This is a genomic window from Halomonas kalidii (assembly GCF_030010475.1).
GTDB lineage: Bacteria > Pseudomonadota > Gammaproteobacteria > Pseudomonadales > Halomonadaceae > Halomonas > Halomonas heilongjiangensis.
In genome coordinates, this window is sequence record NZ_JASCQN010000047.1 from 42,165 (window position 1) to 66,576 (window position 24,412).

The window sequence follows — 24,412 nt, forward strand, 5'->3', positions numbered from 1 at the left end:
CGGGGTTTTCTCGTTTCTGCCGTCACCGTCCGGGGCAGGTCTCGGCGGGCGAAGCCTGCCTCGAGGGTCAGTTCAGGTGGCCGCCCAGGGCGCTGAGCTCGAGTTCCTGGAACAGCCCGTCGGCTTCCTCGGGCTGCGGGGCGGCAGGGGTGGGCTCCTCCTCGGCCTGGCGCAGCAGGGAGACCACGCTGCCGTCCGGGCTCTCCACCACGCCACGCAGCATGGCGTAGTCGACCGGGGGCTGTTCCTCGCCGAAGGCGCGGGTCACCACCTCGAGGGCGTTGAGGATCGGTTCGAAGGTGCCCTCGTTCTCCTCCAGTTGCGGGAAGGACTGGGCGTAGAGCACGCCATCTGCCGACCAGCCCGCCTTGAAGGGCTGGTCGATGATGTTCACCTTGGTACCGCTCGGCACGCGCTCGTAGAGCGACTCGATGTCCTCGGGGAACATGCGGATGCAGCCGCGGCTGGCGCGCATGCCGACGCCGTCGGGCTTGTTGGTGCCATGGATCAGGTAGCTCGGCAGGCCGAGCAGGATGGCGTGGCGGCCCAGGGGGTTGTCCGGGCCGGGTGGCACCACCTCAGGCGCCGGTTCGCCGCGGGCGGCGGCTTCCTCACGCATCGAGCTGGGTGGCGACCAGGCCGGGTCCTTGACCTTGACGGTGGTCTTGGTCACGCCCACCGGCGTGGCGAAGCCGTCGCGGCCCACGCTGATCGGGTAGGTCTCGACCACGTCCTCGCTCGAGTAGTAGTAGAGCCGCAGCTCGGAGAGGTTGATCACGATGCCCTCGCGCGGCGCGTCGGGCAGGATGTGCTGGTTCGGGATGACGACCTCGGTGCCGGCGAAGGGGGCCCAGAGGCTGACCTCCGGGTTGGCCATGCGGATCGCCTCATACCCCACGTTGTGTTCGCGGGCGATGTCGATCAGGGTATCGCCTTCCTCGACCGTGACGGTATAGACCTCGCCGATCACGTTGCCGGTCTCGGGCAGTGGATAGTGGCCGCGCGCCAGTTCCTGCTCCTCGGCCAGGGCGGCGCCGGGGAGCATGGCGGTTGCCAGGGCGGCGGCGAGGCCCAGGGTCAGGAGTTCCGTCGCCGTGCGGCTGGCCAGTCTTGAGTGCTTCATCGACGTCATCATCTCGTAGTGCTGTCGTCCGGGTGGACGCTGGGGGTCCGTTGCCGGTCATGACGGTTGTCACGGCATCGCCGGTGTCCTTGTCGGCGATGCCAGGGAGTCAGGCTGCGATGTCCCGCTTGGCTGACAGTATAGATTGCCCTGCCGCGCGGCGGTGCGCCAGAGCGCCGGGGACAAAATCTCGTTCAGGCCGCCTCGGCCTTGCGGTTGAGGGCCTCGAGCAGTCGTTCGACCACCTGGAAGCGCGCGTCTTCCTGCTCCATGTTCGCCTCGAAGCGCAGGGTGTCGGCGCCATCGAGGCGATAGCGGTCGGGCGCGCGCTGGATCAGCTCGACCAGGGTCAGGGGGTCGACTCGCGTCTGGCCACCGAAGATCACCCGGCCGCGTGCGGCGCCGGCCTCCAGGCGCACGATACCCAGCGTCTCGGCACGCTGGCGCAGCTTCGTCTGGCGGATCAGGGTCTTCACCGGCGCGGGGAGCAGGCCGAAGCGGTCGATCATCTCCACCTGCAGCTCCTTGAGCTCGGCCTCGTCGGCGGCGCTGGCGATGCGCTTGTACATCACCAGGCGCTGCTGCACGTCATGCAGATAGTCGTCGGGGATCAGTGCCGGCAGGTTGAGGCTCACCTCCACGCCTTCGTCCAGCGGTGCCTCGATGTTGGGGGTCTTGCCGGCGCGGATCGCCTTCACCGCCCGGTCGAGCATCTGCATGTAGAGGCCGTAGCCGATGGCCTCCATCTGGCCGCTCTGCTCCTCGCCGAGCAGTTCGCCGGCACCGCGGATCTCCATGTCGTGGCTGGCCAGGGTGAAGCCGGCACCCAGGTCCTCGGCGCCGGCGATGGCCTCGAGGCGCTTGACCGCGTCACGGGTCATGGCCCGAGGATGCGGGGCGAGCAGGTAGGCGTAGGCCTGGTGGTGGCTGCGTCCGACCCGGCCACGCAGCTGGTGCAGCTGGGCCAGGCCGAACTTGTCGGCGCGCTCGATGACGATGGTGTTGGCGCTGGGCACGTCGATGCCGGTCTCGATGATGGTCGAGCAGATCAGCACGTTGAACCGCTTGTGGTAGAAGTCCGACATCACCCGTTCCAGCGAGCGTTCCGGCAACTGACCATGGGCCACCCCGACGCGGGCCTCGGGCACCAGCTCGCGGATCCTCTCGGCGGCGGTCTCGATGGTCTTGACCTCGTTGTGCAGGAAGTACACCTGGCCGCCGCGCAGGATCTCGCGCAGGATCGCCTCCTTGATCACCGCCTCGTCGCGCTGCTGGACGAAGGTCTTCACCGACAGGCGCCGGGCCGGCGGTGTGGCGATGATCGAGAGGTCGCGAATGCCGCTCATGGCCATGTTCAGGGTCCTCGGAATCGGCGTGGCGGTCATGGTGAGGATGTCGACCTCGGCGCGCAGGCTCTTGAGTCGCTCCTTCTGGGCCACTCCGAAGCGGTGCTCCTCGTCGATGACCAGCAGCCCCATGTTGGGCAGTTTCATGCTCTTCGACAGCAGCTTGTGGGTGCCGATGACGATGTCCGCCTGGCCCCCCTCGATCCGCCTGAGCGACTCGGCCTGGCCCTTGCCGGCGGTGAAGCGCGAGATGAGCTCTATCTGCACGGCGGTATCGGCGAAGCGGTCGCGGAAGTTCTCGAAGTGCTGGCGGGCGAGCAGGGTAGTGGGCACCAGCACCACCACCTGGCGGCCGGAGTGCACGGCGAGGAAGGCGGCACGCATGGCGACCTCGGTCTTGCCGAAGCCGACGTCGCCACACACCACGCGATCCATGGGGCGAGGCGCGGTCATGTCCGCGATCACCGCGGCGATGGCGGCGCGCTGGTCCGGCGTCTCCTCGAAGGGGAAGTTGGCCGCGAAGCGGGCATAGTCGGCGTCAGGGGGCGCGCAGGCGAAGCCCTCCCGGGCCTCGCGGCGGGCGTAGATGTCGAGCAGCTCGGCGGCGGTATCGCGGATCTTCTCGGCGGCGCGGCGGCGTGCCTTGTCCCACTGCTCGGACCCGAGCCTATGCAGCGGGGCGAGCTCGTCGTCGACCCCGGCGTAGCGGGAGATCAGGTGCAGGCTGTCGACGGGAACATAGAGGCGGGCACCGTCGGCGTACTCCAGGGCGACGAACTCGGCGGCCTGGCCGCCGGCCTCGATGGTCTCGAGCCCGAGGTAGCGCCCCACGCCATGCGCCTGGTGCACCACCGGGGCGCCCGGGCGGAGCTCGGAGAGGTGACGGATCGCCAGTTCGCCGTCGTCGGTGGCCTTCTCGCGTCGGCGGCTCTGGCGCACCACCTCGCCGAACAGCTCGGTCTCGCTGATCACTGCGAGATCCGGGGCGGTCAGCCACAGGCCGGCGTCGATCTCGCCCTCGGTGATCGCCAGCGGCGTCTCGCCCGTGAGGAAGGCGTCGAAGTCCTCCACATGGGGCAGGTCCAGGTGCAGCGGCGCCAGGGTCTCTTCCATCGCCTCGCGTCGCCCGCGTGACTCGGCCACGAACAGCACCCGACTGGCGGTGTGCGCGGCGAGGAAGCCTTCCAGGGCGGCGAGCGGCTGCCTGGCCCGGGCGTTCACCGCCACGTCGGGAGGCGCCACGGCCGCCACCGGGTGGGCATGGCGATGGTCGATGTCGTCGGTCAGCGCGACCCGCGGATGGCGCTTGATGGCACCGAACACCTCGGCCACCGGCACGAAGGCGCGATGGGGCGGCAGCAGTGGCCGGGTGGGATCGACGCCAAGGTTCTCGAAACGGCTCTCGATGGACGCCCAATGGTGCTCGGCGGCCTCGAGGACGCCGGGCAGCAGGGCCACCCGGGTTCCCTCGGCCAGGTGCTCGAACAGCGTCGCCGTCTGGTCGAAGAACAGCGGCAGGTACTGCTCCAGGCCGGGAGAGGGGATGCCCTTGAGGGCATCGACGTAGAGCGGGCACTGGCGCGGGTCGACGTCGAACAGGGTCTCGAAGCCCTCGCGGAAACAGGCGATGGCCGAGCGCGACAGCGAATACTCGTGGGCCGGCAGCAGTTCGACGCGCTCGACCTTGTCCTGGCTGCGCTGGCTATCGGGGTCGAAGCGACGCAGGGTGTCGACCTCGTCGTCGAACAGGTCGATGCGCAGCGGCGCCTCGCTGCCCATGGGGAAGAGGTCGATCAGGGCGCCGCGCAGGGCGTATTCGCCGGGCTCGAAGACGGTCTCCACCGCCCGGTAGCCGGCCCGGGACAGGCTCTCGCGAAACCCCTCGCGGTCGAGGCGCATGCCGACTTCCAGGGTCAGCACGCGCCCGGCGATGTATTCCACCGGCGGCAGCCGCTGCATCAGGGTATTGATCGGCACCAGCACGATGCCGTGCTCGCCGTCCTGCAGCAGGCGCAGGGTGCGCAGCCGTGCCGAGACGATGTCCTGGTGGGGCGAGAAGCTGTCGTAGGGTAGGGTCTCCCAGTCGGGAAAGGGCAGCACGGGCAGCCGGGAGTAGAAGCACAGGTCGTTCTCCAGGCGCTGGGCCTGGGCGGTGTCGGCGGTGATCACCAGCAGCGGCGTGTCGCTGGCCAGTCGCGCCAGCGCGAGGGCGCTGGCGCTGCCCGGTGGCGTCTGCCAGTAGAGGGTGTCACGCAGGCCCTGGGGCCTTGGCGGGTCGAGCGGCGAGAAGTTCGGCATGGTCTCTTCGGCTGGGTAACGGTGAGGCGAGAATCCGCCCGCGACGGGTGTCGGCCGGGTCCCGGGGCCATCATACCAGCCCCATGGCGCGCTTGTAGTCAAACGCCGTTTCCTGTAATCCCCCTACAGCGGCTGCGACCATACTGCGATTGCCCCCGCAGGACGGGCCCCCGATAATGAGGGCGATTCCTTACACCATCAGAGAGGCTTCCCGTGAGTCAGCAACCCCTCGATACCGTCTTCCAGGCATGGCATGACAACCAGGCGACCGCCGAGCAGATGATCCCGCTGATCGGCAGCCTCTACCGTCACAACAACGTGGTCACGACCCTCTACGGACGCTCGCTGTTCAACCGCAGCGTAATCCGCATCCTGAAGGACCATCGCTACGTCAGGAAGATCGAGGGGACCGAGCTCTCCGTGCAGGACACCTTCCCGCTGGTCCAGGCGATGGCCCAGCTCAACCTGGGCCCGGCCCACGTCGACGTGGGCAAGCTCGGCGTGGCTTTCAAGAGGCGCGGCGGTGGTGACGCCCTGGCCTTCCTGCGCGAGGAGCTCGCCGAGATCGTCGATGCCCACGACCCGAGCCGCGGTAACGGCGAGCCCAAGGACGTGGTGCTCTACGGCTTCGGCCGCATCGGGCGCATCCTGGCCCGGGTGCTGGTCGAGAAGGCCGGTGGCGGCAACCTGCTGCGCCTGCGGGCCATCGTCGTGCGTGGCCGCGGCGACATCGCCCAGGACCTCGAGAAGCGGGCGAGCCTGCTGCGCCGCGACTCCGTGCACGGGCCCTTCGACGGCACCATCCAGGTCGACGCCGAGGCGCGCACCATCACCGCCAACGGCAACGTCATCCAGGTGATCTACGCCGACTCTCCGGTCGACGTGGACTACACCACCTATGGCATCGACAACGCCGTGGTGGTGGACAACACCGGTATCTGGCGCGACGAGGCGGGCCTCGGTCAGCATCTGCAGTGCAAGGGCGTCGCCAAGGTGCTGCTGACCGCCCCGGGCAAGGGGGATGTCAAGAACATCGTCTTCGGCATCAACGATGGAGACATCACCCAGGAGGATCGCATCCTGTCGGCGGCCTCCTGTACCACCAACGCCATCGTGCCGGTGCTCAAGGTGCTCAACGACGAGTACGGCATCGCCCACGGCCACGTGGAGACGGTCCACGCCTACACCAACGACCAGAACCTGATCGACAACTATCACAAGGGCGATCGCCGCGGCCGCAGCGCGCCGCTCAACATGGTGCTCACCGAGACCGGCGCCGCCAAGGCGGTGGCCAAGGCGCTGCCGGAGCTCTCCGGCAAGCTGACCGGCAACGCCATCCGCGTGCCGACGCCCAACGTCTCCATGGCGATCCTCAACCTGACCCTGGAGAAGGAGACCGACGTCGCGGCGCTCAACGACTACCTGCGTCGCATGTCGATCGACTCGTCCTACCAGAAGCAGATCGACTACGTCGATTCGCCCGAGGTGGTGTCGTCCGACTTCGTCGGCAACCGCCATGCCGGCATCGTCGATGCCAAGGCCACCATCGCCAACGGCAAGCACGCCGTGCTCTACGTCTGGTACGACAACGAGTTCGGCTACAGCTGCCAGGTCGTGCGCATCCTGCAGCAGGTCTCCAACGTGCGCTTCCTCAAGCTGCCCCGCTCCCAGCCGTAAGTCCTGACCGCGCCGCCCCTCCAGCGAGGGGTGGTGCGAGACATTGGTCGTCCTCCCTCCCTCGACCCGCTGCTCCGGCGGCGTTTTCAACGCAGATTCCACAGCCTGCGACAATTTTTCCCTTGCTTCGGGCCATCGTCTGCGACTTTCAGGCAGGTGGTCATCACCCAGGCTTGTCTTTATAATACCGGGGATTTTTCGGGGTGGTCCGAGCTCGCCTCGGGCCTGACTGGTAACGTACTGACACCACAAGAATTCGAATCCATTCGAACCCCTTTCTTCGTATATCCGATCCATCAACTGGGCGAGACTATGATCGAAGTCAAGAAAGGCCTGGATCTCCCCATCACGGGGACGCCCGAGCAGCGCATCGAGGATGCGCGCCCGGTGCGTCACGTGGCGATCCTGGGTACCGACTACGTCGGCATGAAGCCGACCATGGAGGTCCGGGAGGGAGAGAGAGTCAAGCTGGGCCAGCTGCTCTTCACCGACAAGAAGATCGAAGGCGTGCGCTTCACGGCGCCCGCCGCCGGCGAGATCGTGGCCATCAACCGTGGCGAGAAGCGCAAGCTGTTGTCGGTGGTGATCAAGGTCGACGAGAACGAGGAGGCGGTCGAATTCACCGCCCATGGACGTGACAAGCTCGAGAGCCTGGAGCGCCAGGTCGTGGTCGAGCAACTGGTCGAATCCGGCCTGTGGACCGCGCTGCGCACCCGTCCCTATTCACGCACGCCGGCCGTCGACGGCACGCCGACGGACATCTTCGTCACCGCCATCGACACCCATCCGCTGTGCGGCGATCCGGCCGAGATCATCAACGAGCAGCCGCAAGCCTTCGAGGATGGGCTCAAGATTCTGTCTAAGCTAACCCAAGGCAAGGTCTTCCTGTGTACTGCGCCCGACGCGCGCCTTCCCGGCGGCGACGTCCAGGGCGTGCAGGTCGAGACCTTCGGCGGCGTGCACCCGGCCGGCCTGGTCGGCACCCATATCCACCACCTGTCGCCGGTCGGCCTGCACAAGCGGGTCTGGCACATCGGCTATCAGGACGTGATCGCCTTCGGCAAGCTGTTCGCCGAAGGCAAGCTCGACGTGAACCGGGTCGTCGCCGTGGGTGGCCCGCGTGCCGAGAAGCCGCGCCTGCTGCGTACCCGTATCGGCGCCAGCACCGACGAGCTGCTGGCCGGTGAGGTGGTCGACCCCGATGGTACCCGCGTCATCTCCGGATCGGTCTTCTCGGGGTTTACCTGCGAGGGGAGCCTGCGCTACCTGGGTCGCTTCCACAACCAGCTCAGCCTGCTGGAAGAGGGCAACAAGCGCGTCTTCATGGGCTGGATGTCGCTCGGCGCCAACCGCCACTCGGTCCTGGGGATCTATCTGTCGAAGTTCACCGGCCTCAGGAACTATGCGCCGACCACCTCGACCAACGGTTCCGAGCGGGCCATGGTGCCCGTGGGGGTCTACGAGGAAGTGATGCCGCTGGACATCCTGCCCACGCAGCTGCTGCGCTCGCTGATCGTCGGTGACATCGAGACTGCCATGCAGCTCGGGTGTCTGGAGCTGGATGAAGAGGACCTGGCCCTGTGCACCTACGTGTGCCCCGGCAAGTATGAGTACGGTCCCATCCTGCGCGACAACCTCACCTTGATCGAGAAAGAGGCCTGATGATGGCTATCCGACAGACACTCGACAATCTCGAGCCGCACTTCCACAAGGGCGGCAAGTACGAGAAGTTCTACCCGCTGTTCGAGGCGGTAGACACCATCTTCTATGCGCCGCCCAGCGTGGCCAAGACCACCGCCCACGTGCGTGATGGCATCGACCTCAAGCGCATAATGATCACCGTCTGGCTGTGCACCTTCCCGGCCATGTTCTTCGGCATGTGGGCCGCCGGCTGGCAGGCCAACCTGGCCATCGCCGACGGCTACGCCTCCATGGATGGCTGGCGCGAGGCGATCATGATGATCCTCGCCAGCGGCCACAACCCCGACAGCCTGTGGGCCAACTTCGTGCTCGGCGCGACCTACTTCCTGCCCATCTACCTGGTGACGTTCGTCGTGGGGGGCTTCTGGGAGGTGCTGTTCGCCGTCAAGCGCGGCCATGAGGTCAACGAGGGCTTCTTCGTCACCTCGGTGCTCTATGCCCTGATCCTGCCGGCCACCATCCCGCTGTGGCAGGTAGCGCTCGGCATCACCTTCGGTGTAGTGATCGGCAAGGAGATCTTCGGTGGTACCGGCAAGAACTTCCTCAACCCGGCGCTGACCGGGCGCGCCTTCCTCTACTTCGCCTATCCGGCGCAGATCTCCGGTGAAGCAGTGTGGGTGGCGGCCGACGGCTTCACCGGTGCGACGCCCCTCTCCATCGGCTTCCAGGAAGGCATGGCGGCACTCTCCAGCCAGTACAGCTGGTGGGATGCCTTCCTCGGCTTCATCCCCGGCTCGGTGGGCGAGGTATCGACGCTGGCCATCCTCATCGGCGCGGCGGTGCTGCTGTGGACGAAGATCGCCTCGTGGCGAATCATGTTGGGGACCTTCCTCGGCATGGTGGCGACCAGTGCGCTGTTCAACCTGATCGGCTCCGACACCAACCCGATGTTCGCCATGCCCTGGTACTGGCACCTGGTGATCGGCGGCTTCGCCTTCGGCATGGTGTTCATGGCCACCGATCCGGTGTCCGCCTCGATGACCAATCCGGGTCGCCTGATCTTCGGGGTGGTGATCGGCGTGATGACCGTGTTGATCCGCGTGGTCAATCCGGCATTCCCCGAAGGCATCATGCTGGCGATCCTGTTCGCCAACCTGTTCGCCCCGCTCATCGACCACTTCTTTGTACAGGCCAACATCAAGCGCCGTATGCAGCGCACCGGTGCGTCGGCCGAGGAGACCGCCTGATGGCACAGAGCAACAACTCCATCAAGAAGATCCTGACGGTGGCGTTCGCACTCTGCATCGTGTGTTCGGTCATCGTCTCGACTGCCGCGGTGGCGCTACGCGCCAAGCAGCAGTTCAACCAGGAACTCGACCGCAAGACCAACATCCTCAACGTGGCCAACCTCTACGAGCCCGGCATGGACGTGAACGAGACGTTCGAGTCGGCTGTCACCCCGCGGGTGGTGGACATGCGTACCGGCGAGTACACAGAGGAGTTCGATCCGGCCACCTACGACGGCTTCGAGGCGCGTCGCGACCCGGCGGCCTCGCGGGTGCTGTCCGGCGAGCGCGATCCCGCCGGCCTGACCCGAGTCGAGCACTTTACCACCGTCTATCTGGTCGGTGACGAGGAGGATCCCGAGCAGATCATCCTGCCGATCCGTGGCCAGGGGCTGTGGGGCCTGATGCGAGGCTTCCTGGCCGTGGAGGGCGACGGCAACACCATCGTCGGCATCACCTACTACGAGCACGCCGAGACCCCGGGGCTGGGCGCCGAGGTCAACAACCCGCGCTGGCAGGCCCAGTGGGAAGGCAAGCAGATCTTCGATGAGGAGGACAGCACGGTCCCGGCCATCCGCGTCACCAAGGGCAGCGGCAGCGGCGAGCATCAGGTCGATGGTCTCTCCGGCGCCACCCTGACCAGCAACGGCGTGACCAACATGCTGCAGTTCTGGCTGAGCCCCGAAGGTTTCGGCGAGTACCTGGCGAAATTCCGCAGCGGGATCGAGCAGCAGGATGCTCAGGATGCCGATGTCGAACTCGAAGCTGAAGGAGCCTGATCATGTCAGCCGCTACCCCGAAGGGCGTCCTGACGACGCCCGTGTTCAAGAACAACCCCATCGCGCTGCAGGTGCTCGGCATCTGCTCCGCGCTGGCGGTGACCACCAGCATGAGCGTGTCGCTGGTCATGACGATGGCGGTGATCTTCGTCACGGCCTTCTCGAACCTGTTCGTGTCGCTGATCCGGCATCACATTCCGTCGTCGATCCGCATCATCGTGCAGATGACCATCATCGCCTCGCTGGTGATCGTGGTGGATCAGATCCTCAAGGCGTACGCCTACGAGATGTCCAAGCAGCTCTCGGTGTTCGTTGGCCTGATCATCACCAACTGTATCGTCATGGGGCGCGCCGAAGGCTTCGCCATGACCAACACCCCGGGCATGTCCTTCCTGGATGGCATCGGCAACGGTCTGGGTTACGGCTTCATCCTGATGACCGTGGGCTTCTTCCGTGAACTGTTCGGTTCCGGCAGCGTGTTCGGCTTCACCGTGCTGCATCCGGTCCAGGACGGCGGGTGGTACGTGCCCAATGGGCTGCTGCTGCTGCCGCCCTCGGCGTTCTTCATCATCGGCCTGATCATCTGGGTACTGCGCTCGCTGAACCCTGAGCAGATCGAAGAGAACGAGTTCAAGATGAAGCACAACACCCAGCCGAAGGAGGCCGTCTGACATGGAACACTACATCAGCCTGTTCGTTGCCTCGGTCTTCGTCGAGAACATGGCCCTGGCGTTCTTCCTGGGCATGTGTACCTTCATCGCCGTGTCCAAGAAGGTCTCGGCGGCCTTTGGCCTGGGCATCGCGGTCATCGTGGTGTTGGGCGTTACCGTGCCGGTCAACAACCTGGTCTACTCCTTCCTGCTGTCCGAAGGCGCCCTGACCTGGACCGGGATTCCGGGTGCCGAGAACATCGATCTCTCCTTCCTGGGCCTGCTCAGCTACATCGGCGTCATCGCCGCCCTGGTGCAGATCATGGAGATGTTTCTCGACAAGTATGTGCCGGTGCTCTACAACGCCCTGGGCGTTTTCCTGCCGCTGATCACCGTGAACTGCGCCATCCTCGGCGGCGTGTTGTTCATGGTCGAGCGCAACTACAACTTCGGCGAGTCCGTGGTCTACGGCCTGGGGGCAGGCACCGGCTGGGCGCTGGCCATCACGGCGCTTGCCGGCATCCGCGAGAAGCTCAAGTACAGCGACGTTCCCGGTTCCCTGCAGGGGCTGGGCATCACCTTCATCACGGTGGGCCTGATGTCGCTGGGCTTCATGTCCTTCTCCGGCATCCAGCTCTGAGGCAGGTCGTGTTCTCCCGGCGGCGTGCTGCGTCGCCGGGAGCCAGGCAACGTCAAGTAATAGGAAACCGACATGGTTGATACAACAGTCATCTTGCTCGGTGTGGTCATGTTCACCGTGGTCGTCATCGGCCTGGTACTGGTGATCCTGGCTGCCCGCAGCAGGCTCGTCAGTACCGGGGACGTGACCATCGAGGTCAACGGCGACCCCGAGCACACCCTGACCACCCAGGCCGGGGGCAAGCTGCTCAACACCCTGGCCGCCAATGGGATCTTCCTCTCCTCCGCCTGCGGCGGGGGGGGGTCCTGCGCCCAGTGCAAGTGCCGGGTGGAAGAGGGTGGCGGTGCCATCCTGCCCACCGAGGAGTCCCACTTCACCCTGCGCGAGAAGAAGGACGGCTGGCGCCTCTCCTGCCAGGTCCCGGTGAAGCAGGACATGAAGATCGAGGTGCCCGAGGAGGTCTTCGGGGTCAAGCAGTGGGAGTGCGAGGTCATCGCCAATCCCAACGTCGCCACCTTCATCAAGGAGCTCAACCTCAAGCTTCCCGAGGGCGAGGAAGTGGCCTTCCGTGCCGGCGGCTACGTGCAACTGGTGGCCCCGCCCTACGACATCAAGTTCTCCGACTTCGATATCGAGGAGGAGTACCGGGGCGACTGGGAGAAGTTCGGGCTGTTTGACATCTCCCACAAGAACAACGAGGAGGTCATCCGCGCCTACTCCATGGCGAACTACCCGGAAGAGAAGGGCATCCTCAAGTTCAATATCCGTATCGCCACCCCGCCGCCCAATACCAGCCATCCGCCGGGGCTGATGTCGACCTACGTCTTCGGCCTGAAGCCGGGTGACAAGGTCACCGTGATGGGCCCCTTCGGCGAGTTCTTCGCCAAGGACACCGACGCCGAGATGATCTTCGTCGGCGGTGGTGCCGGCATGGCGCCGATGCGCAGCCACATCTTCGACCAGCTCAAGCGCCTGAAGTCCAAGCGCAAGATCTCGTTCTGGTACGGTGCGCGCTCATGGCGCGAGACCTTCTACAACGACGAGTACGACCAGCTGGCGGAAGAGTTCGACAACTTCGAGTGGCACCTGGCGCTCTCCGATCCGCAGCCCGAGGACAACTGGGAGGGCCCGACCGGCTTCATCCACAACGTCCTCTACGAGAACTACCTCAAGGACCACCCGGCCCCCGAGGACTGCGAGTACTACATGTGTGGGCCGCCCATGATGAACGCCTCGGTGATCAAGATGCTGCTCGACCTGGGCGTCGAGCCCGAGAACATCCTGCTGGATGATTTCGGCGGATGATCTCCGTCGCCGCGAGGCGAGACACGGGGCCGGCCTTGCGGCCGGCCCTCTTTCTGTTTGCCCTGGTGTGGCTGCCGGTGACGCTGCTGGTCGGGTGCCGCAGCCAGTCACCGCTGCACCAGTTCGAGGGCACGGCCCTCGATACCGGCTATCACATCACCCTGTATGCCGACCTGGACGACGGCGCCCGCGAGCTCCTGAAGGCCGGCATCCAAGGTGAACTGGTCGGCCTGGAACAGGAGCTGGCACTGTGGCTGGTGCCGCTGCGCCACGCCCTCGGAGCGCTTTCCCCGGGGGCGGAGAGCGCCGACGAGCCCCAGGTGGACGTGCTGCTGCAGATGACCCGGGCGTTGGCGGTCGACCGGCTCGATGCGCTGCTCGAGGGCCATGGCATCGAGCATGCCATGCTGGAACTGGGCGGGGTGGTGCGTACCCGAGGCCAAGCGGGCGGGCGCCCCTGGCGACTGGCTCTCGACCGGCCCGGACTCCCGGGAGAGGGGGCGCCGGGGCTCAGGCTGGGCGATGCTGCCCTGGTGCATCTCGATGCCAAGACCGCTGTGCTCCAGCAGGCCACCCTGGGTGGCGAACCGGGCGAGCAGCCCGCGGCCCGTCGACTCCTCTCGGTCAGCGTGGTGGCCCCCACGGCCGTCGAGGCCGACCGCCAGGCCCGAGAACTGATGTCAGCCGGGCCCGATGCCGTGGCGCAGGCCGCGGATCGTCCGGTTCGAATCGTTGTCTTAACACCACAAGGTATTGAAATTCATCATGGTTCGGCGCTCGAGCCGTACCTCGAAGCATAGCCGAAGGGAGAGCACACATGACCATCTGGCTTATCGTTCTGGGCTTCATGCTGCTGATCATGGCGGCCATGGCGATCGGGGTGATCCTCGGTCGCAAGCCGATCGCCGGCTCCTGTGGCGGTCTCAACCAGCTCGGCCTCAAGGAGGGCTGCGAGATCTGCGGCGGCAAGGACGAGGTGTGCGAGGAAGAGGGTCGCAAGCGCCAGGGCAGCGCCCGCCGCCGCAGCGACGAGAGCCGCGGTGCCGACCTCGGGTACGACGCCACTCGCCGATGATATCCGCTGGCCCGGCGGCCCTCCAACCAAGAGTCAAGGGAACAAGGAGACGCAACAATCCATGGCAGTCCATAACTATGACGTGGTGGTGATCGGGACCGGGCCTGCAGGGGAAAGCGCCGCGATCAATGCCGCCAAGCACGGCAAGCGTGTGGCGGTGGTCGAGAAGCAACCGACCGTGGGCGGCAACTGCACCCACTGGGGCACCATCCCGTCGAAGGCGTTGCGTCACCAGGTCAAGCAGATCATGCAGTTCAACACCAACCGCATGTTCCGCGACATCGGCGAGCCGCGCTGGTTCTCGTTTCCCCGCGTGATGGAGCGGTCCCGCGTCACCATCGACCAGCAGGTGGCGATGCGTACCAACTTCTATGCGCGCAACCGCATCGATCTGTTCAGCGGCGTCGCCCGCTTCAAGGACGAGCACACCCTGCTGGTGCGCGACGACCACGAGGGCATGGAGGAGTTGGTCGCCAGGAAGGTCATCATCGCCACCGGCTCGCGCCCCTACCGGCCGGCCGACATCGACTTCCGTCATCCGCGCATCTACTGCTCCGACACCATTCTCAGCCTGAATCATACGCCGCGCACCCTGATCATCTTCGGCGCCGGGGTGATCGGCTGCGAGTACGCCTCGATCTTCTCCGGGCTCGGGGTCAAGGTCGACCTCATCAACAACCGCGACAGCCTGCTCTCCTTCCTCGACGACGAGATCTCCGACGCGCTCTCCTACCACTTGCGCAAGCACGGGGTGCTGATTCGCCACAACGAGGAGTACGAACGGGTCGAGGGCGACGAGTCCGGTGTCACCGTGCACCTCAAGTCGGGCAAGCGGCTGCGTGCCGATGCCTTCCTGTGGGCCAACGGTCGTACCGGCAACACCGACCAGTTGGGCCTGGAAAACATCGGCCTGGAGGCCAATGGCCGCGGCCAGCTCTCGGTCGACGAGCACTACCGTACCGCCATCGCGCATATCTACGCCGCCGGCGACGTGATCGGCTGGCCGAGCCTGGCCAGCGCCGCCTACGACCAGGGGCTCAATGCCTCCAGCGAGATGGTGGAGGACGACTTCCGCTACGTCACCGAGGTGCCCACCGGGATCTACACCATCCCCGAGATCAGCTCCTTCGGCCGCAACGAGCGCGAACTCACCGAGGCGAAGGTGCCCTACGAGGTGGCCCAGGCCTTCTTCAAGGATACGGCGAGGGCCCAGATCACCGGCGACACCGTGGGCATGCTCAAGATCCTCTTCGACCAGGACAGCCTGGAGATCTACGGGATCCACTGCTTCGGTGACCAGGCCTCGGAAATCGTCCACATCGGCCAGGCGATCATGCAGCAGAAGGGCGAGGCCAACTCACTCAAGTACTTCGTCAACACCACCTTCAACTATCCGACCATGGCCGAGGCCTATCGGGTGGCGGCCCAGAACGGGCTCAATAGAGTTTTCTAAACGTTCCAGAACCACGTTTCTCATACTGCGCCGGTCGACCTCGACCGGCGTTTTTATGCGTTACTGCCTGTAGCTGGTGGCGCTGACCTTATCCTCCCGCCCAGTTTCCCAAGACACCAGGTGCTGCCTGTTGTTGCAGAGCTTCGATGCGTAGCGATCTCCCGCTGATAAAACATGATATCCGCTAAGCAGGAACATGAGAAAAATGGTGTGCGCAGAAAGGCCACTCGTATGTAATCTTGTGTATGTTGAATTTGTATTTTTGTAGCAGCCATCCCTGATTTGCCGAGTGATGGCTGCTTTGAAGTTTGTATGCACAAGTTGCGGTTTCTGGCCTTGGGGAATGCCATTTAAGCACTCCAGGGCGGTAGCGTGTCTGGACGTAGGAAGCATGGTATGGATCGACAGTGTCAGCGTCTCATGCCCTTGACATGAGATAAGGATACCGTTAAGGCCCCTCTACTCAGGCGCACCTGGATACTCCCCTTCCTCATGGCCGGTAGCCTGACCGGGTGTGCCATGGCGCCGGGAGGGCACATCGATTACCAGGCCGACGCGCCGGACATTGACCACTTGGTGGATATCGAGCCCATAACCCCCGGCCTGGTGGCAAATTCTCGCCGAGAACTCCTGGTCTATCGAGATGAGGATGAAGTGGTCCAATAGTACTGGCCGCTAGTGGGTCAGTTCAGATAGCCATTGACAGATTCGAGAGAGATTCGCTATGCATGGAAAGACTGCTCGTAGTCAGCATGTGAGTCATCAAGCAAATCAGCACAGTATACTTTCATGCTTTCAAGCCCCTGAAGCCCCCTACCATATGGCGCTTCGCTCTCTCTCGGAAGATCTTTCCCCTCTCCCGAACGTAGAGAAAGAGGTGCTATCAGGCAAGGCAGTCTATCAAGAGCGGATAGCACTCACACCCCGGTTCCGGAGTAACCTGGCGCGGTTTGCCGGCATCGTCCTGCCGCGAGAATCCGCAACACTGGAACTGCAGATAATCACACCGGTGTCATTGGCACAGCTGGACCCCACTGGATCCATTTCTAGCATAGGGAACTGGTCGATACTCATGGAAGATGAGGCCAGTCGGCTTGCTCTTTGGCTGCTGAATATTAATGCCAGGCATTTTCTGGAGTATGCCCGGCCAGACAGGTTTTCAGGCACCGCTGCTAGGCTTGAATCTTTCAGGGAATTCATGAGAATAAACGAGTTTAAGTGCGATGAAGTTGTTCTGGTCTCCAGTATTGTGTTGGAGATATATGGTTTGAGAAAGGCTGATGATATTGATTATCTGGCACTTGGTGAGGAGAAGTTTTCAATGCCGGGGATCGAGTCACAAGATAGTCATCTTTTTTACCATTGCTTGAGTAAGCAGGAATTGATTACCAATCCTGACTGGCATTTTCAGATTGATGGCATCCGGTTTGTTTCCTTGTCTCAATTAAAAAAATTCAAGAAGAATAGACGCTCTCCTCATAAAGATTGCCATGATGTGGGTATGATGGAAGCGCTTGAGAGTGGGAGTTGTGTGGGATTATGGCGCCACAGGGTGCTGCATAAACTATGTTCCATTTATCTTCGCTCAAGAAAGAAGAGTGTCCGTGCGCTACGTTCTAGCAGCCTTTATTCACTGGTAAGATCCATCTGCCGAACCCTTGGGGGAAGTTAGGTTTGCAACTGAAAGATTAAAAATGCAATGTCTTCAATATTCTTGCTTCGAGGCTGTGCACTGGTAGAATCAAGGCGCTAGCAATACTTGGGCAGTGAGATGTTAGTGCGCCGGAGCTGAAAAGGCAACTTACCGAATCGGAAGAGCGGCTCAACCAGTAACGGGCAGAACTCGATAGCGTTGGCCTGTCCAGCGACGAGCAGGCCGCCATCCAGCGATATAAGTACCTTTGCAAAACTAATCGCATATTCCTTTTCGTAGTCTGATAGGATCCGCTTTACCTCGCTGCATAATGTTGCGAAGCTTTCGTAGGCAGTCAGTGGCAACCAGGCATACTTGACTTGGCGCCAGAGGATCTCAATCAGGTTCAACTTCGGTGAGTAGGCCGACAGATGACCACATGGACCCGCCGGACCATCCAGTCGGGGCGCTTTTGCTGGAAGGCCGCCGACCGATGCATGCTGGCGTTATCCAGCACCACGACCGCGAAGGCATCCGGGTCTTTCTGAGCGATAAGAAGTGATCGAAGGCAGCGATCACGGTCTCTGTCGTCACTGATTCGCTGGTGGTCTAACAGATCAGCTTTCCTTGGCGACTCAGAAATCCGGTACGTTGAGCCGGTGACCGTGAGAGTAGGCGGTCATCTCCAGCGGCGTTCCTATCGGGCTCCATGCATAGGGCACGGCAGATGATTGGGAAAATCATGATTAATCAAAGATGTAGAGCTATTTTTTGACCTCATCTTCCCAGGTTTGGAACGTCGACATCAGGCCTTGCATGTTGCGGAAATCTGTCTCATCGCGTCGCCCTGCCAATGACCGGTGGGCGAGTTTGAAGCTATGGCCGATTTTTTTAACGCCTGCTTCAGTGGTGCCCCTTGTGGCGGAGAAGGATGCCATGGGCACGCCGGCGCAAAGCGGGTTTTTCGGCGTACCGATATGCTTTCATCAAGGCCTCTTGCTCAACGGTGGTGAGAGAGCGAACAAAGCGGTGTCCCATCTGCACGTCCTGATGCCGGAAAAAGAGAGACATTATGAATAAAAACTTATGTTCTGTCACTTATCTCCTAACAACTCACGATGCTGAAACAAGTGTCAGTGCCGTTTCTGGTCGAGAGGGTAGCTGCGTGGGCGATGTTTCGGGATGTAGTGGGAAGCCCGGTGACTTGGCCTGTTTTCTCATCTGGGAAAGGGGGCGTCGGAGAGAAGACGACATGCTATCGGCTCTGGAAGCGCGCTTCCGAATCTTGGGGGACTACGAGGTGGTATGGGAAAGTGAACACCTTATGCAAGACTTGTCTCGCCTCTACGAGAAGAATGCGCCCAGCAACGCCGACAGAGCGCTGGCCAAGGTGGGTCGTCCTCCTTTCAGGTTCGTTCTGGTAGAAGATACTTCGCCTCGTTACACTTGGGTCAGGTCCGTGTCCCAGTTGGTCGAGCCTGCCAATGCCGATGTCATTTCGTTGAAGGAGGAGTTCCGCTCCTGGTTCCATGAGAAATACCAGGTCCACTCGAGCACGAACATGAGGGAGTGCCTGTACCAGAGTGTCTTGATTCTCGGGGTGGACAACCTCGAGAAGGCCCTGGGTGGGATAGAAAGAGTCAAGAAGCTCCTCGACAAGGATCTTGAGGGCTGTCATGGCTGGTACGACTGGGCACACTTCTTCTCGGTCATGAATCGCTGTGTCGACTACTTGGTCCTGTATGACTTCGAGGGGCTGCCAGCATTTCTCGATGCCGATGCCATCACCTTTCTCTGCGATGATCTTTCGCGCTTCAAGGCAGCCGCTAATCTGCAGAGAGAAAAAGGTAGGGCGGAAAGGTATCTTCTGGTCGTTGGCGGCAAGCAGTTTAGCGTTTACGTCAGGGTGGTGGGGGATGGTTATTTTGACACCAAGTGGCAGATAAGAATGTTGTCAAACCGGCGATTCACCGGCGATCTATATGTACCAACTATCGAAGATCACTTCTTTGGCCTTTGGTATCACGCCCTGATCCATGAGGGTGGAGTCACGAGAAGACGGAGCAAACAGTTGAATGGTTTGGTCCGGGAGATGGGACTCGACTGGTTAAAGCCCCAAGCCATGAGGGATACCTTGGCGGCTTGCAGTATTCTTAGCGGCTTCATGATTCCCAATGGCTATTCCTACACGAAACCACTTGATCCCGGAGTCAAAGGGAATCTCAAGGCACGGCTCCTGTTGCCCTCTCCATCCTCGGTACGGGCGGGTCTTGTTGGGCGAAGGCTTCTCGGCAATCTGGTGCGCTTCGTCCTCCTTCCGGGGAGGGAAAAAACTCAGGTCATCGGGCGGATGGCCAAAAAAAAACTGTTGAGTCCCTGGGCTCGTCGACAAGAGAATCAATGATGATGGAGCCGATTATATCGCCTGGACGGGTTGTCTTTCTACTGATTCGGCAGGGCCTTGGCGCTGTATTCTTCCTCGTGAACCGTGGCTTCCTCGGTTTTTTGCCCTCCACGATTAAGACGGTGACCTTCTTCCGTTACAGAGCCAATTGGCCAGCATTCGTTAGCTATCGTGCACTCATGCGTGGCAAGGCCGGGCGTCGGGATCTATGGCGGCTGGCACGGCTCTACTGCCATCTCGAGGATCATGGTCGCTTCGAGCAAGCCTGTCAGGCTTACGATCCGGACCTATGCCTTAAGCCAGGCCTAAAGCGTCGATTCATGGGCAAGGGATGGGGCGAGCATTCCCTGAATGTCTATCGGCAGTTATGGGACACGGAGGGGCAGTGCCTCTTCGAGAAGGTGTTGTTCAAGCCTTCAGACGATTATTCGAGGCTGTCATTTTTCATGACATTCCTTGTGCCGAAACTGAATGGTGAGTTCATCAAGACGCCAGGGATACGCGACATGCACCAAGGGAAGCATCTTGCTGCCGTATATTATGAGCATCTTGATGTCGTGGAAGCCGGGTGTTTGGATTTCTCCCAGGACGATCAATTGGCGACGATTGTGACCATCTTTCGCGAGTTGAGTAACCTTGAGTGTTTCGATATAAGGATCCGCTATCCTGAGGTCCTTGACTATGCATCGGTGCAGGCATTTCGCGAAGGTCACTGCTACTTGCATCATCTGGTGCGTCGATTATCGAGCCAGGCTCATCCTGAGCTACATGCCCTTGTCGAAGAAAAACCAGTCGATGATCGACGAGTCATCAGTCATGGGGACCTAGTGGCTGTGAATTTCAGCAGAGATGGATGGGTGTGGGACTGGGACCGCTGCGGATATTACCCGGTGGGGTTCGACTTGGCTTGGGCGACGCTTAATGCCGTTGATTTCGTGAGTTTTGACGACCTTATGCAACACAATGAGAGGCTAATTGAACGTATCTATCCGACGTGGTCTCGACGCGACAAACTGGTGGCGAATACGGTGTACTTCACGTCAATCTTTTATTGCCGAAAGTTCAAACCCGGCAATGGTGATGCTTTTCTCCTGGAGTGTATTCGGTACCTGCATCGGGTCACAGAAGGACTTCACTGATTCGCGATGGCACATCGGCTATCGCCACGCATGAACTGGTGCAGCCAGGAGGAAGGAGTATGAAAATCTTGATCATAGGAAACATGGGATACGTGGGGCCAGGGGTGGTGCGTGAATTGGCCGCACGGCATCCATCCACCATCCTCCACGGCTATGACAACGCCTATTTTGCTCACTGTCTGACCGGGGCGTCGCAACTGCCAGAGTCTCGCCTGGATCGTCAGTACTTCGGGGACGTTCGTTTCCTGCCGGAGCGGCTATTGGAAGGCTACACCGCGGTGGTGCAGCTGGCCGCCGTCTCCAACGATCCCATGGGGAGCCGCTTCTCGGAGGAGACGATGGCGATCAACCAGGCGGCTACGCTGCGCCTGGCTCGGGCGGCGTCTCGAGCAGGCGTTCGGAACTTCGTCTTTGCCTCGAGCTGCAGCATCTACGGCTGCGCTGCCGGGGCGCCGCGTCGTGAGACCGATGAGCTGGCTCCCCTTACCGACTATGCCCGTTCGAAGGTCGGTGCCGAGCAGGGCCTGGCGAATATCGGTGGCGACATGGTCATCACCAGCCTGCGCTTCGCGACGGCCTGTGGCATGTCCGACCGGCTGAGGCTCGATCTGGTCCTTAATGACTTCGTGGCCAGTGCCCTCACCCAGAGACACATCAGCGTCCTCAGTGACGGCACGCCTTGGCGTCCCTTGATCGATGTGGTGGACATGGCGAGGGCCATCGACTGGGCGGTGCTCCGTCTCCCGGACAATGGGGGCAGGGTCCTGAGCATCAATGTCGGCGCGAATGCCCGCAACCATCAGGTCCGTGAGCTGGCCTTCGCCGTTGCCGATCAAGTACCGGGAACGGAGGTAAGTATCAATCAGGAGGCGGCCGAGGACAATCGTTCATACCGGGTGGACTTCGACCTGTTCTCCCGATTGGCGCCCGACCACCAGCCAAGAAACTCGTTGGCACAGTCCATTGACGGTCTGGTCGAGGGGCTTCGGCGGATGCGATTCGCGGATCCTGATTTCCGGGCGTCTTCTCTCATGCGGTTGAATGCATTGCAGGCACACATCGAAGAGGGACGTCTGTCACGAGATCTGACCTGGAAGGGGCCTTGATCGAAGCACGGGCAGGGGACCGGGTTCGCGGTCCTCCCATCGCGTTGACGACAGGAGGGTAGCATCATGAAGGTAGTAATCTTTGCGGGTGGTTTCGGGACTCGCCTGAGCGAAGAGACGACGATACGCCCCAAGCCGATGGTGGAAATCGGTGGGCGGCCGATTCTCTGGCATATCATGAAGATGTACGCCAATCACGGCCTGAAGGACTTCATCATCCTTGGGGGCTACAAGGTGGAATATATTCGCAACTACTTCCTGAACTACCGAGGTAGCCGCAGTGACTACACCATTGATCTCGGTACGGGGGAGGTGAAGTGGCTGGAGGGCATCGCCGAGGACTGGAAGGTCACTGTACTGGATACGGGCCCCGATGCCATGACGGGAGGACGCCTCAAGCGTGCGCGACACCTCCTGTCTGATGGTCCCTTCTGCCTGACTTATGGAGATGGACTCAGCGATGTCGACATTACCACTTTGGTCGCGGCCCACCAGGCTTCGAGCAACTGGTGCACCCTGACCGCAGTCGTCCAGCCCGGCCGATACGGCGCGCTGCGCGTCAACGAAAGCAGTCATAGCATCAAGGGGTTCAGGGAGAAGGGGCCCACCGATGGGGGGTTGATCAATGGCGGTTTCTTCGTTTGCGAGCCCGAGGTGTTCGAGTTGATCGACGATGATCAGACTGTGTGGGAAAACGCACCCATGAAGCGAATGGTTGAGCTCGGCAAGCTGGGGTATTTCCATCATGATGGCTATTGGCAGAGCATGGATTCACTGCGCGACAAGATGGTTCTCGAGGCGGCCTGGTCGGAAGACCCGCGCTGGAAGGTCTGGCGGGATTGACGCCGCCCGGCCGACGACACCACGTTACACCGTTCCCCTCCATATCAGCTAACTGCAGGGAGGAAGCGAGTTCGGGGCTTTCCGACTCGCGGCATGCTCATGATCATAGTGGATAAGGCGCTGGCCAAGCGCGAGTCAGACGGTCACCCCATTCGGGTCGGCATGATCGGAGCCGGCTTTCAGGGCCGTGGCATCGGTTTGCAGATCATGACGGCCACGCCGGGCATGCGTCTGTGTGCCGTCGCCAATCGTCACATCCAGGCAGCCAGGGACGTCTTTGCCCAGCTAGACAGGGAAGCACGCCACTGTGAGACGCGGGCGGCCCTCGAAGAGGCGATCGCCTCGGGGGTGCCCGCGATCACCGAGGATGCCGTGGCCCTGGCCGGTGCCGAAGGGCTGGACGCGGTGATCGAAGTGACCGGCTCTGTGGAGCATGCCGCCCAGGTAGTGCTTACGGCAATCGAGAGCGGCAAGGACGTGATCCAGATGAATGCTGAGCTGGACGGCACCATTGGTCCCATCCTCAAGACGAAGGCCGATGAGGCCGGTGTCATCTACACCTTCGCCGACGGTGATCAGCCCGGGGTCCAGATGAACCTGTATCGTTTCGTCAGCGGGCTCGGGGTCACGCCGGTTCTGTGCGGCAACATCAAGGGGCTACATGATCCCCATCGCAACCCCACGACCCAGGAGGCCTTCGCCAGGCGCTGGGGTCAGAAACCGGCGATGGTTGCGTCCTTCGCCGATGGCACCAAGATCTCCTTCGAACAAGCGGTGGTGGCCAATGGTACCGGGATGCGAGTTGCACGCCGGGGCATGCTCGGACCGGACTTTTCCGGCGGCGACCCGGGGGCGCCCCTGGTGACCATCGAACAAGCGGCCGAAGCCTTCGAGCCTTACCTAGAGTCTGCCGAGGCGCGGTACGTGGATTATGTGGTGGGCGCCAGGCCTGGGCCGGGAATCTTCGTTCTCGGGCGGCACGAGGATCCTCGGCAGCGCCACTACCTCGAACTCTACAAGCTGGGCAGGGGCCCGCATTACTGCTTCTACACGCCTTATCACCTCTGCCATTTCGAGGTGCCGACCTCCGTGGCCCGGGCCGTACTGTTCCGGGATGCGGTGCTGGCACCGCTTCAAGGGCCGCGAGTCGGTGTCATTGCAATGGCCAAGAAGGATCTCTTCCCGGGCGATACGATCATTGAATTTGGTGGATATGAGGTCTATGGCATCGCCGAAAACATTGGTGAAATCAGAAGGGATAACTTGTTACCCATCGGGTTAGCACTCGGTTGCACGATGGCAAGGCCCGTGAAAAAAGATGCGCCTCTTACCTTCCTGGATGTGGACATTCCTGTAGGGCGCCTAGTGGATGAGCTTTATGATGAGCAGGAACAATTATTTCCTCTATGATGATAGGAAATACAGTTACACCATGATGTTAAGGAGAGGGGTATGATATTTCACGAAACACGGCTCAAGGATGCTTACCTGATTGCTTTGGAGCCACATGGAGATGAGCGAGGGTTTTTTGCACGGACGATGTGCAAAGAGGAATTTGATAAGCATGGGATTGTCAGCGAATTTGTTCAACAGAATACTTCATTTTCTGCTAGAAAAGGCACATTGAGAGGCTTGCATTACCAGAGAAAACCCCATGCCGAAGCAAAGCTCGTGCGTTGTGTCAGCGGAGGTATATCTGATGTCATAGTGGATATTAGAGAAAATTCTCCTACTTATCTAATGCATCAGGCCTTTGAACTTAGTGAGGAGAACTGTTGTCAGCTCTATGTTCCACCAGGTTTTGCCCATTCGTTCATTACACTGTGTGATAATGTGGAAGTGAACTACCTAGTTTCAGCTGCTTATGCACCACAGGCTGAGGATGGACTGAGGTATGACGATAATGAACTAGCAATCAGATGGCCAGCTCCAGTGACAGTCATCTCCGAAAAGGATATGGCTTGGCCTTTGTTGTCGGATCGTGTCGCTTCGCTCTTCTGAGTAAAGAGTCAAC

At 61.7% G+C, this 24,412-nt stretch carries 19 protein-coding genes and 1 pseudogene; 17 read left to right on the forward strand and 3 right to left on the reverse strand.

Annotated features, from left to right (window positions below; genetic code table 11):
* Positions 1 to 67: 67 nt before the first annotated feature.
* Together QLQ85_RS14965 and mfd are read right to left on the reverse strand one after the other, a co-directional pair.
* On the reverse strand, positions 68 to 1,123 hold the full coding sequence (locus QLQ85_RS14965; protein WP_282739729.1) for a L,D-transpeptidase family protein: 1,056 nt from the start codon (positions 1,121 to 1,123) through the stop codon (positions 68 to 70).
* A gap of 194 nt (positions 1,124 to 1,317) precedes the next feature.
* Positions 1,318 to 4,767, reverse strand: coding sequence for a transcription-repair coupling factor (gene mfd, locus QLQ85_RS14970; RefSeq protein ID WP_282739730.1), 3,450 nt, complete (start codon positions 4,765 to 4,767; stop codon positions 1,318 to 1,320).
* A gap of 213 nt (positions 4,768 to 4,980) precedes the next feature.
* Between mfd and QLQ85_RS14975 the strand changes: the two genes are divergently transcribed.
* The 11 genes from QLQ85_RS14975 to QLQ85_RS15025 all read left to right on the forward strand — a co-directional run bounded on the left by QLQ85_RS14975 (position 4,981) and on the right by QLQ85_RS15025 (position 16,945).
* Positions 4,981 to 6,444, forward strand: a complete 1,464-nt coding sequence (locus QLQ85_RS14975) for a glyceraldehyde-3-phosphate dehydrogenase (protein ID WP_282739731.1) — start codon at positions 4,981 to 4,983, stop codon at positions 6,442 to 6,444.
* 312 nt (positions 6,445 to 6,756) lie between these two features.
* Complete coding sequence (locus QLQ85_RS14980; protein ID WP_282739732.1) at positions 6,757 to 8,106, forward strand: Na(+)-translocating NADH-quinone reductase subunit A; 1,350 nt, start codon at positions 6,757 to 6,759, stop codon at positions 8,104 to 8,106.
* On the forward strand, positions 8,106 to 9,332 hold the full coding sequence (locus QLQ85_RS14985) for an NADH:ubiquinone reductase (Na(+)-transporting) subunit B (RefSeq protein ID WP_282739733.1): 1,227 nt from the start codon (positions 8,106 to 8,108) through the stop codon (positions 9,330 to 9,332). The genes QLQ85_RS14980 and QLQ85_RS14985 overlap by 1 nt, the downstream gene beginning before the upstream one ends.
* A complete protein-coding gene (locus QLQ85_RS14990; protein ID WP_282739734.1) occupies positions 9,332 to 10,150 on the forward strand; it encodes a Na(+)-translocating NADH-quinone reductase subunit C in 819 nt (272 codons plus the stop codon). The genes QLQ85_RS14985 and QLQ85_RS14990 overlap by 1 nt, the downstream gene beginning before the upstream one ends.
* A 2-nt stretch (positions 10,151 to 10,152) precedes the next feature.
* Positions 10,153 to 10,821 (forward strand): NADH:ubiquinone reductase (Na(+)-transporting) subunit D, encoded by a 669-nt coding sequence (locus QLQ85_RS14995; RefSeq protein WP_282739735.1) that lies wholly within the window; start codon positions 10,153 to 10,155, stop codon positions 10,819 to 10,821.
* A gap of 1 nt (position 10,822) precedes the next feature.
* Positions 10,823 to 11,440, forward strand: a complete 618-nt coding sequence (nqrE, locus tag QLQ85_RS15000; protein ID WP_282739736.1) for an NADH:ubiquinone reductase (Na(+)-transporting) subunit E — start codon at positions 10,823 to 10,825, stop codon at positions 11,438 to 11,440.
* 72 nt (positions 11,441 to 11,512) lie between these two features.
* Positions 11,513 to 12,745: an NADH:ubiquinone reductase (Na(+)-transporting) subunit F gene (gene nqrF, locus QLQ85_RS15005; protein ID WP_282739737.1), complete on the forward strand. Its 1,233-nt coding sequence runs from the start codon at positions 11,513 to 11,515 to the stop codon at positions 12,743 to 12,745.
* Complete coding sequence (locus QLQ85_RS15010; protein ID WP_282739738.1) at positions 12,742 to 13,545, forward strand: FAD:protein FMN transferase; 804 nt, start codon at positions 12,742 to 12,744, stop codon at positions 13,543 to 13,545. Before nqrF ends, QLQ85_RS15010 begins: the two co-directional genes overlap by 4 nt.
* A 17-nt stretch (positions 13,546 to 13,562) precedes the next feature.
* On the forward strand, positions 13,563 to 13,820 hold the full coding sequence (gene nqrM / locus QLQ85_RS15015) for a (Na+)-NQR maturation NqrM (RefSeq protein WP_282721613.1): 258 nt from the start codon (positions 13,563 to 13,565) through the stop codon (positions 13,818 to 13,820).
* A gap of 61 nt (positions 13,821 to 13,881) precedes the next feature.
* On the forward strand, positions 13,882 to 15,273 hold the full coding sequence (gene sthA, locus QLQ85_RS15020; protein ID WP_282739739.1) for a Si-specific NAD(P)(+) transhydrogenase: 1,392 nt from the start codon (positions 13,882 to 13,884) through the stop codon (positions 15,271 to 15,273).
* A 724-nt stretch (positions 15,274 to 15,997) separates the two neighbouring features.
* Positions 15,998 to 16,945, forward strand: coding sequence for a hypothetical protein (locus QLQ85_RS15025; protein ID WP_282739740.1), 948 nt, complete (start codon positions 15,998 to 16,000; stop codon positions 16,943 to 16,945).
* 230 nt (positions 16,946 to 17,175) lie between these two features.
* On the opposite strand, the pseudogene QLQ85_RS15030 reads toward QLQ85_RS15025, so the two are convergent.
* A pseudogene (locus tag QLQ85_RS15030) lies at positions 17,176 to 17,944 on the reverse strand (IS630 family transposase); the annotation flags it as partial.
* Positions 17,945 to 18,158: 214 nt separating this feature from the next.
* On the opposite strand from QLQ85_RS15030, the gene QLQ85_RS15035 reads away from it, so the two are divergent.
* The 6 genes from QLQ85_RS15035 (at position 18,159) to rfbC (ending at position 24,399) form a co-directional block, all read left to right on the forward strand.
* Positions 18,159 to 19,310 carry a hypothetical protein gene (locus tag QLQ85_RS15035; protein WP_282739741.1) on the forward strand — a complete coding sequence of 384 codons (1,152 nt, stop codon included), beginning with the start codon at positions 18,159 to 18,161 and terminating at the stop codon, positions 19,308 to 19,310.
* Positions 19,307 to 20,449, forward strand: coding sequence for a phosphotransferase (locus QLQ85_RS15040; protein ID WP_282739742.1), 1,143 nt, complete (start codon positions 19,307 to 19,309; stop codon positions 20,447 to 20,449). Before QLQ85_RS15035 ends, QLQ85_RS15040 begins: the two co-directional genes overlap by 4 nt.
* A 59-nt stretch (positions 20,450 to 20,508) precedes the next feature.
* The gene (locus tag QLQ85_RS15045) at positions 20,509 to 21,555 is read left to right on the forward strand and encodes an NAD-dependent epimerase/dehydratase family protein (RefSeq protein WP_240569994.1); all 1,047 of its coding nucleotides are present in this window, start codon (positions 20,509 to 20,511) and stop codon (positions 21,553 to 21,555) included.
* Positions 21,556 to 21,621: 66 nt separating this feature from the next.
* Complete coding sequence (rfbF, locus tag QLQ85_RS15050) at positions 21,622 to 22,398, forward strand: glucose-1-phosphate cytidylyltransferase (RefSeq protein WP_282739743.1); 777 nt, start codon at positions 21,622 to 21,624, stop codon at positions 22,396 to 22,398.
* Between the two features lie 93 nt (positions 22,399 to 22,491).
* Positions 22,492 to 23,808: an NAD(P)H-dependent oxidoreductase gene (locus QLQ85_RS15055; protein ID WP_282739744.1), complete on the forward strand. Its 1,317-nt coding sequence runs from the start codon at positions 22,492 to 22,494 to the stop codon at positions 23,806 to 23,808.
* Positions 23,809 to 23,850: 42 nt separating this feature from the next.
* The gene (rfbC, locus tag QLQ85_RS15060; protein ID WP_282739745.1) at positions 23,851 to 24,399 is read left to right on the forward strand and encodes a dTDP-4-dehydrorhamnose 3,5-epimerase; all 549 of its coding nucleotides are present in this window, start codon (positions 23,851 to 23,853) and stop codon (positions 24,397 to 24,399) included.
* The last annotated feature ends 13 nt before the right edge of the window (positions 24,400 to 24,412 follow it).

Bases quoted from the DNA above. Each gene is read 5' to 3' on its own strand.
- QLQ85_RS14965 (WP_282739729.1), bottom strand. From the start codon at position 1,123: ATGAAGCACTCAAGACTGGCCAGCCGCACGGCGACGGAACTCCTGACC.
- mfd (WP_282739730.1), bottom strand. From the start codon at position 4,767: ATGCCGAACTTCTCGCCGCTCGACCCGCCAAGGCCCCAGGGCCTGCGT.
- QLQ85_RS14980 (WP_282739732.1), top strand. From the start codon at position 6,757: ATGATCGAAGTCAAGAAAGGCCTGGATCTCCCCATCACGGGGACGCCC.
- QLQ85_RS14985 (WP_282739733.1), top strand. From the start codon at position 8,106: ATGATGGCTATCCGACAGACACTCGACAATCTCGAGCCGCACTTCCAC.
- QLQ85_RS14990 (WP_282739734.1), top strand. From the start codon at position 9,332: ATGGCACAGAGCAACAACTCCATCAAGAAGATCCTGACGGTGGCGTTC.
- QLQ85_RS14995 (WP_282739735.1), top strand. From the start codon at position 10,153: ATGTCAGCCGCTACCCCGAAGGGCGTCCTGACGACGCCCGTGTTCAAG.
- nqrE (WP_282739736.1), top strand. From the start codon at position 10,823: ATGGAACACTACATCAGCCTGTTCGTTGCCTCGGTCTTCGTCGAGAAC.
- nqrF (WP_282739737.1), top strand. From the start codon at position 11,513: ATGGTTGATACAACAGTCATCTTGCTCGGTGTGGTCATGTTCACCGTG.
- QLQ85_RS15010 (WP_282739738.1), top strand. From the start codon at position 12,742: ATGATCTCCGTCGCCGCGAGGCGAGACACGGGGCCGGCCTTGCGGCCG.
- nqrM (WP_282721613.1), top strand. From the start codon at position 13,563: ATGACCATCTGGCTTATCGTTCTGGGCTTCATGCTGCTGATCATGGCG.
- sthA (WP_282739739.1), top strand. From the start codon at position 13,882: ATGGCAGTCCATAACTATGACGTGGTGGTGATCGGGACCGGGCCTGCA.
- QLQ85_RS15025 (WP_282739740.1), top strand. From the start codon at position 15,998: ATGCATGGAAAGACTGCTCGTAGTCAGCATGTGAGTCATCAAGCAAAT.
- QLQ85_RS15035 (WP_282739741.1), top strand. From the start codon at position 18,159: ATGCTATCGGCTCTGGAAGCGCGCTTCCGAATCTTGGGGGACTACGAG.
- QLQ85_RS15040 (WP_282739742.1), top strand. From the start codon at position 19,307: ATGATGATGGAGCCGATTATATCGCCTGGACGGGTTGTCTTTCTACTG.
- QLQ85_RS15045 (WP_240569994.1), top strand. From the start codon at position 20,509: ATGAAAATCTTGATCATAGGAAACATGGGATACGTGGGGCCAGGGGTG.
- rfbF (WP_282739743.1), top strand. From the start codon at position 21,622: ATGAAGGTAGTAATCTTTGCGGGTGGTTTCGGGACTCGCCTGAGCGAA.
- QLQ85_RS15055 (WP_282739744.1), top strand. From the start codon at position 22,492: ATGCTCATGATCATAGTGGATAAGGCGCTGGCCAAGCGCGAGTCAGAC.
- rfbC (WP_282739745.1), top strand. From the start codon at position 23,851: ATGATATTTCACGAAACACGGCTCAAGGATGCTTACCTGATTGCTTTG.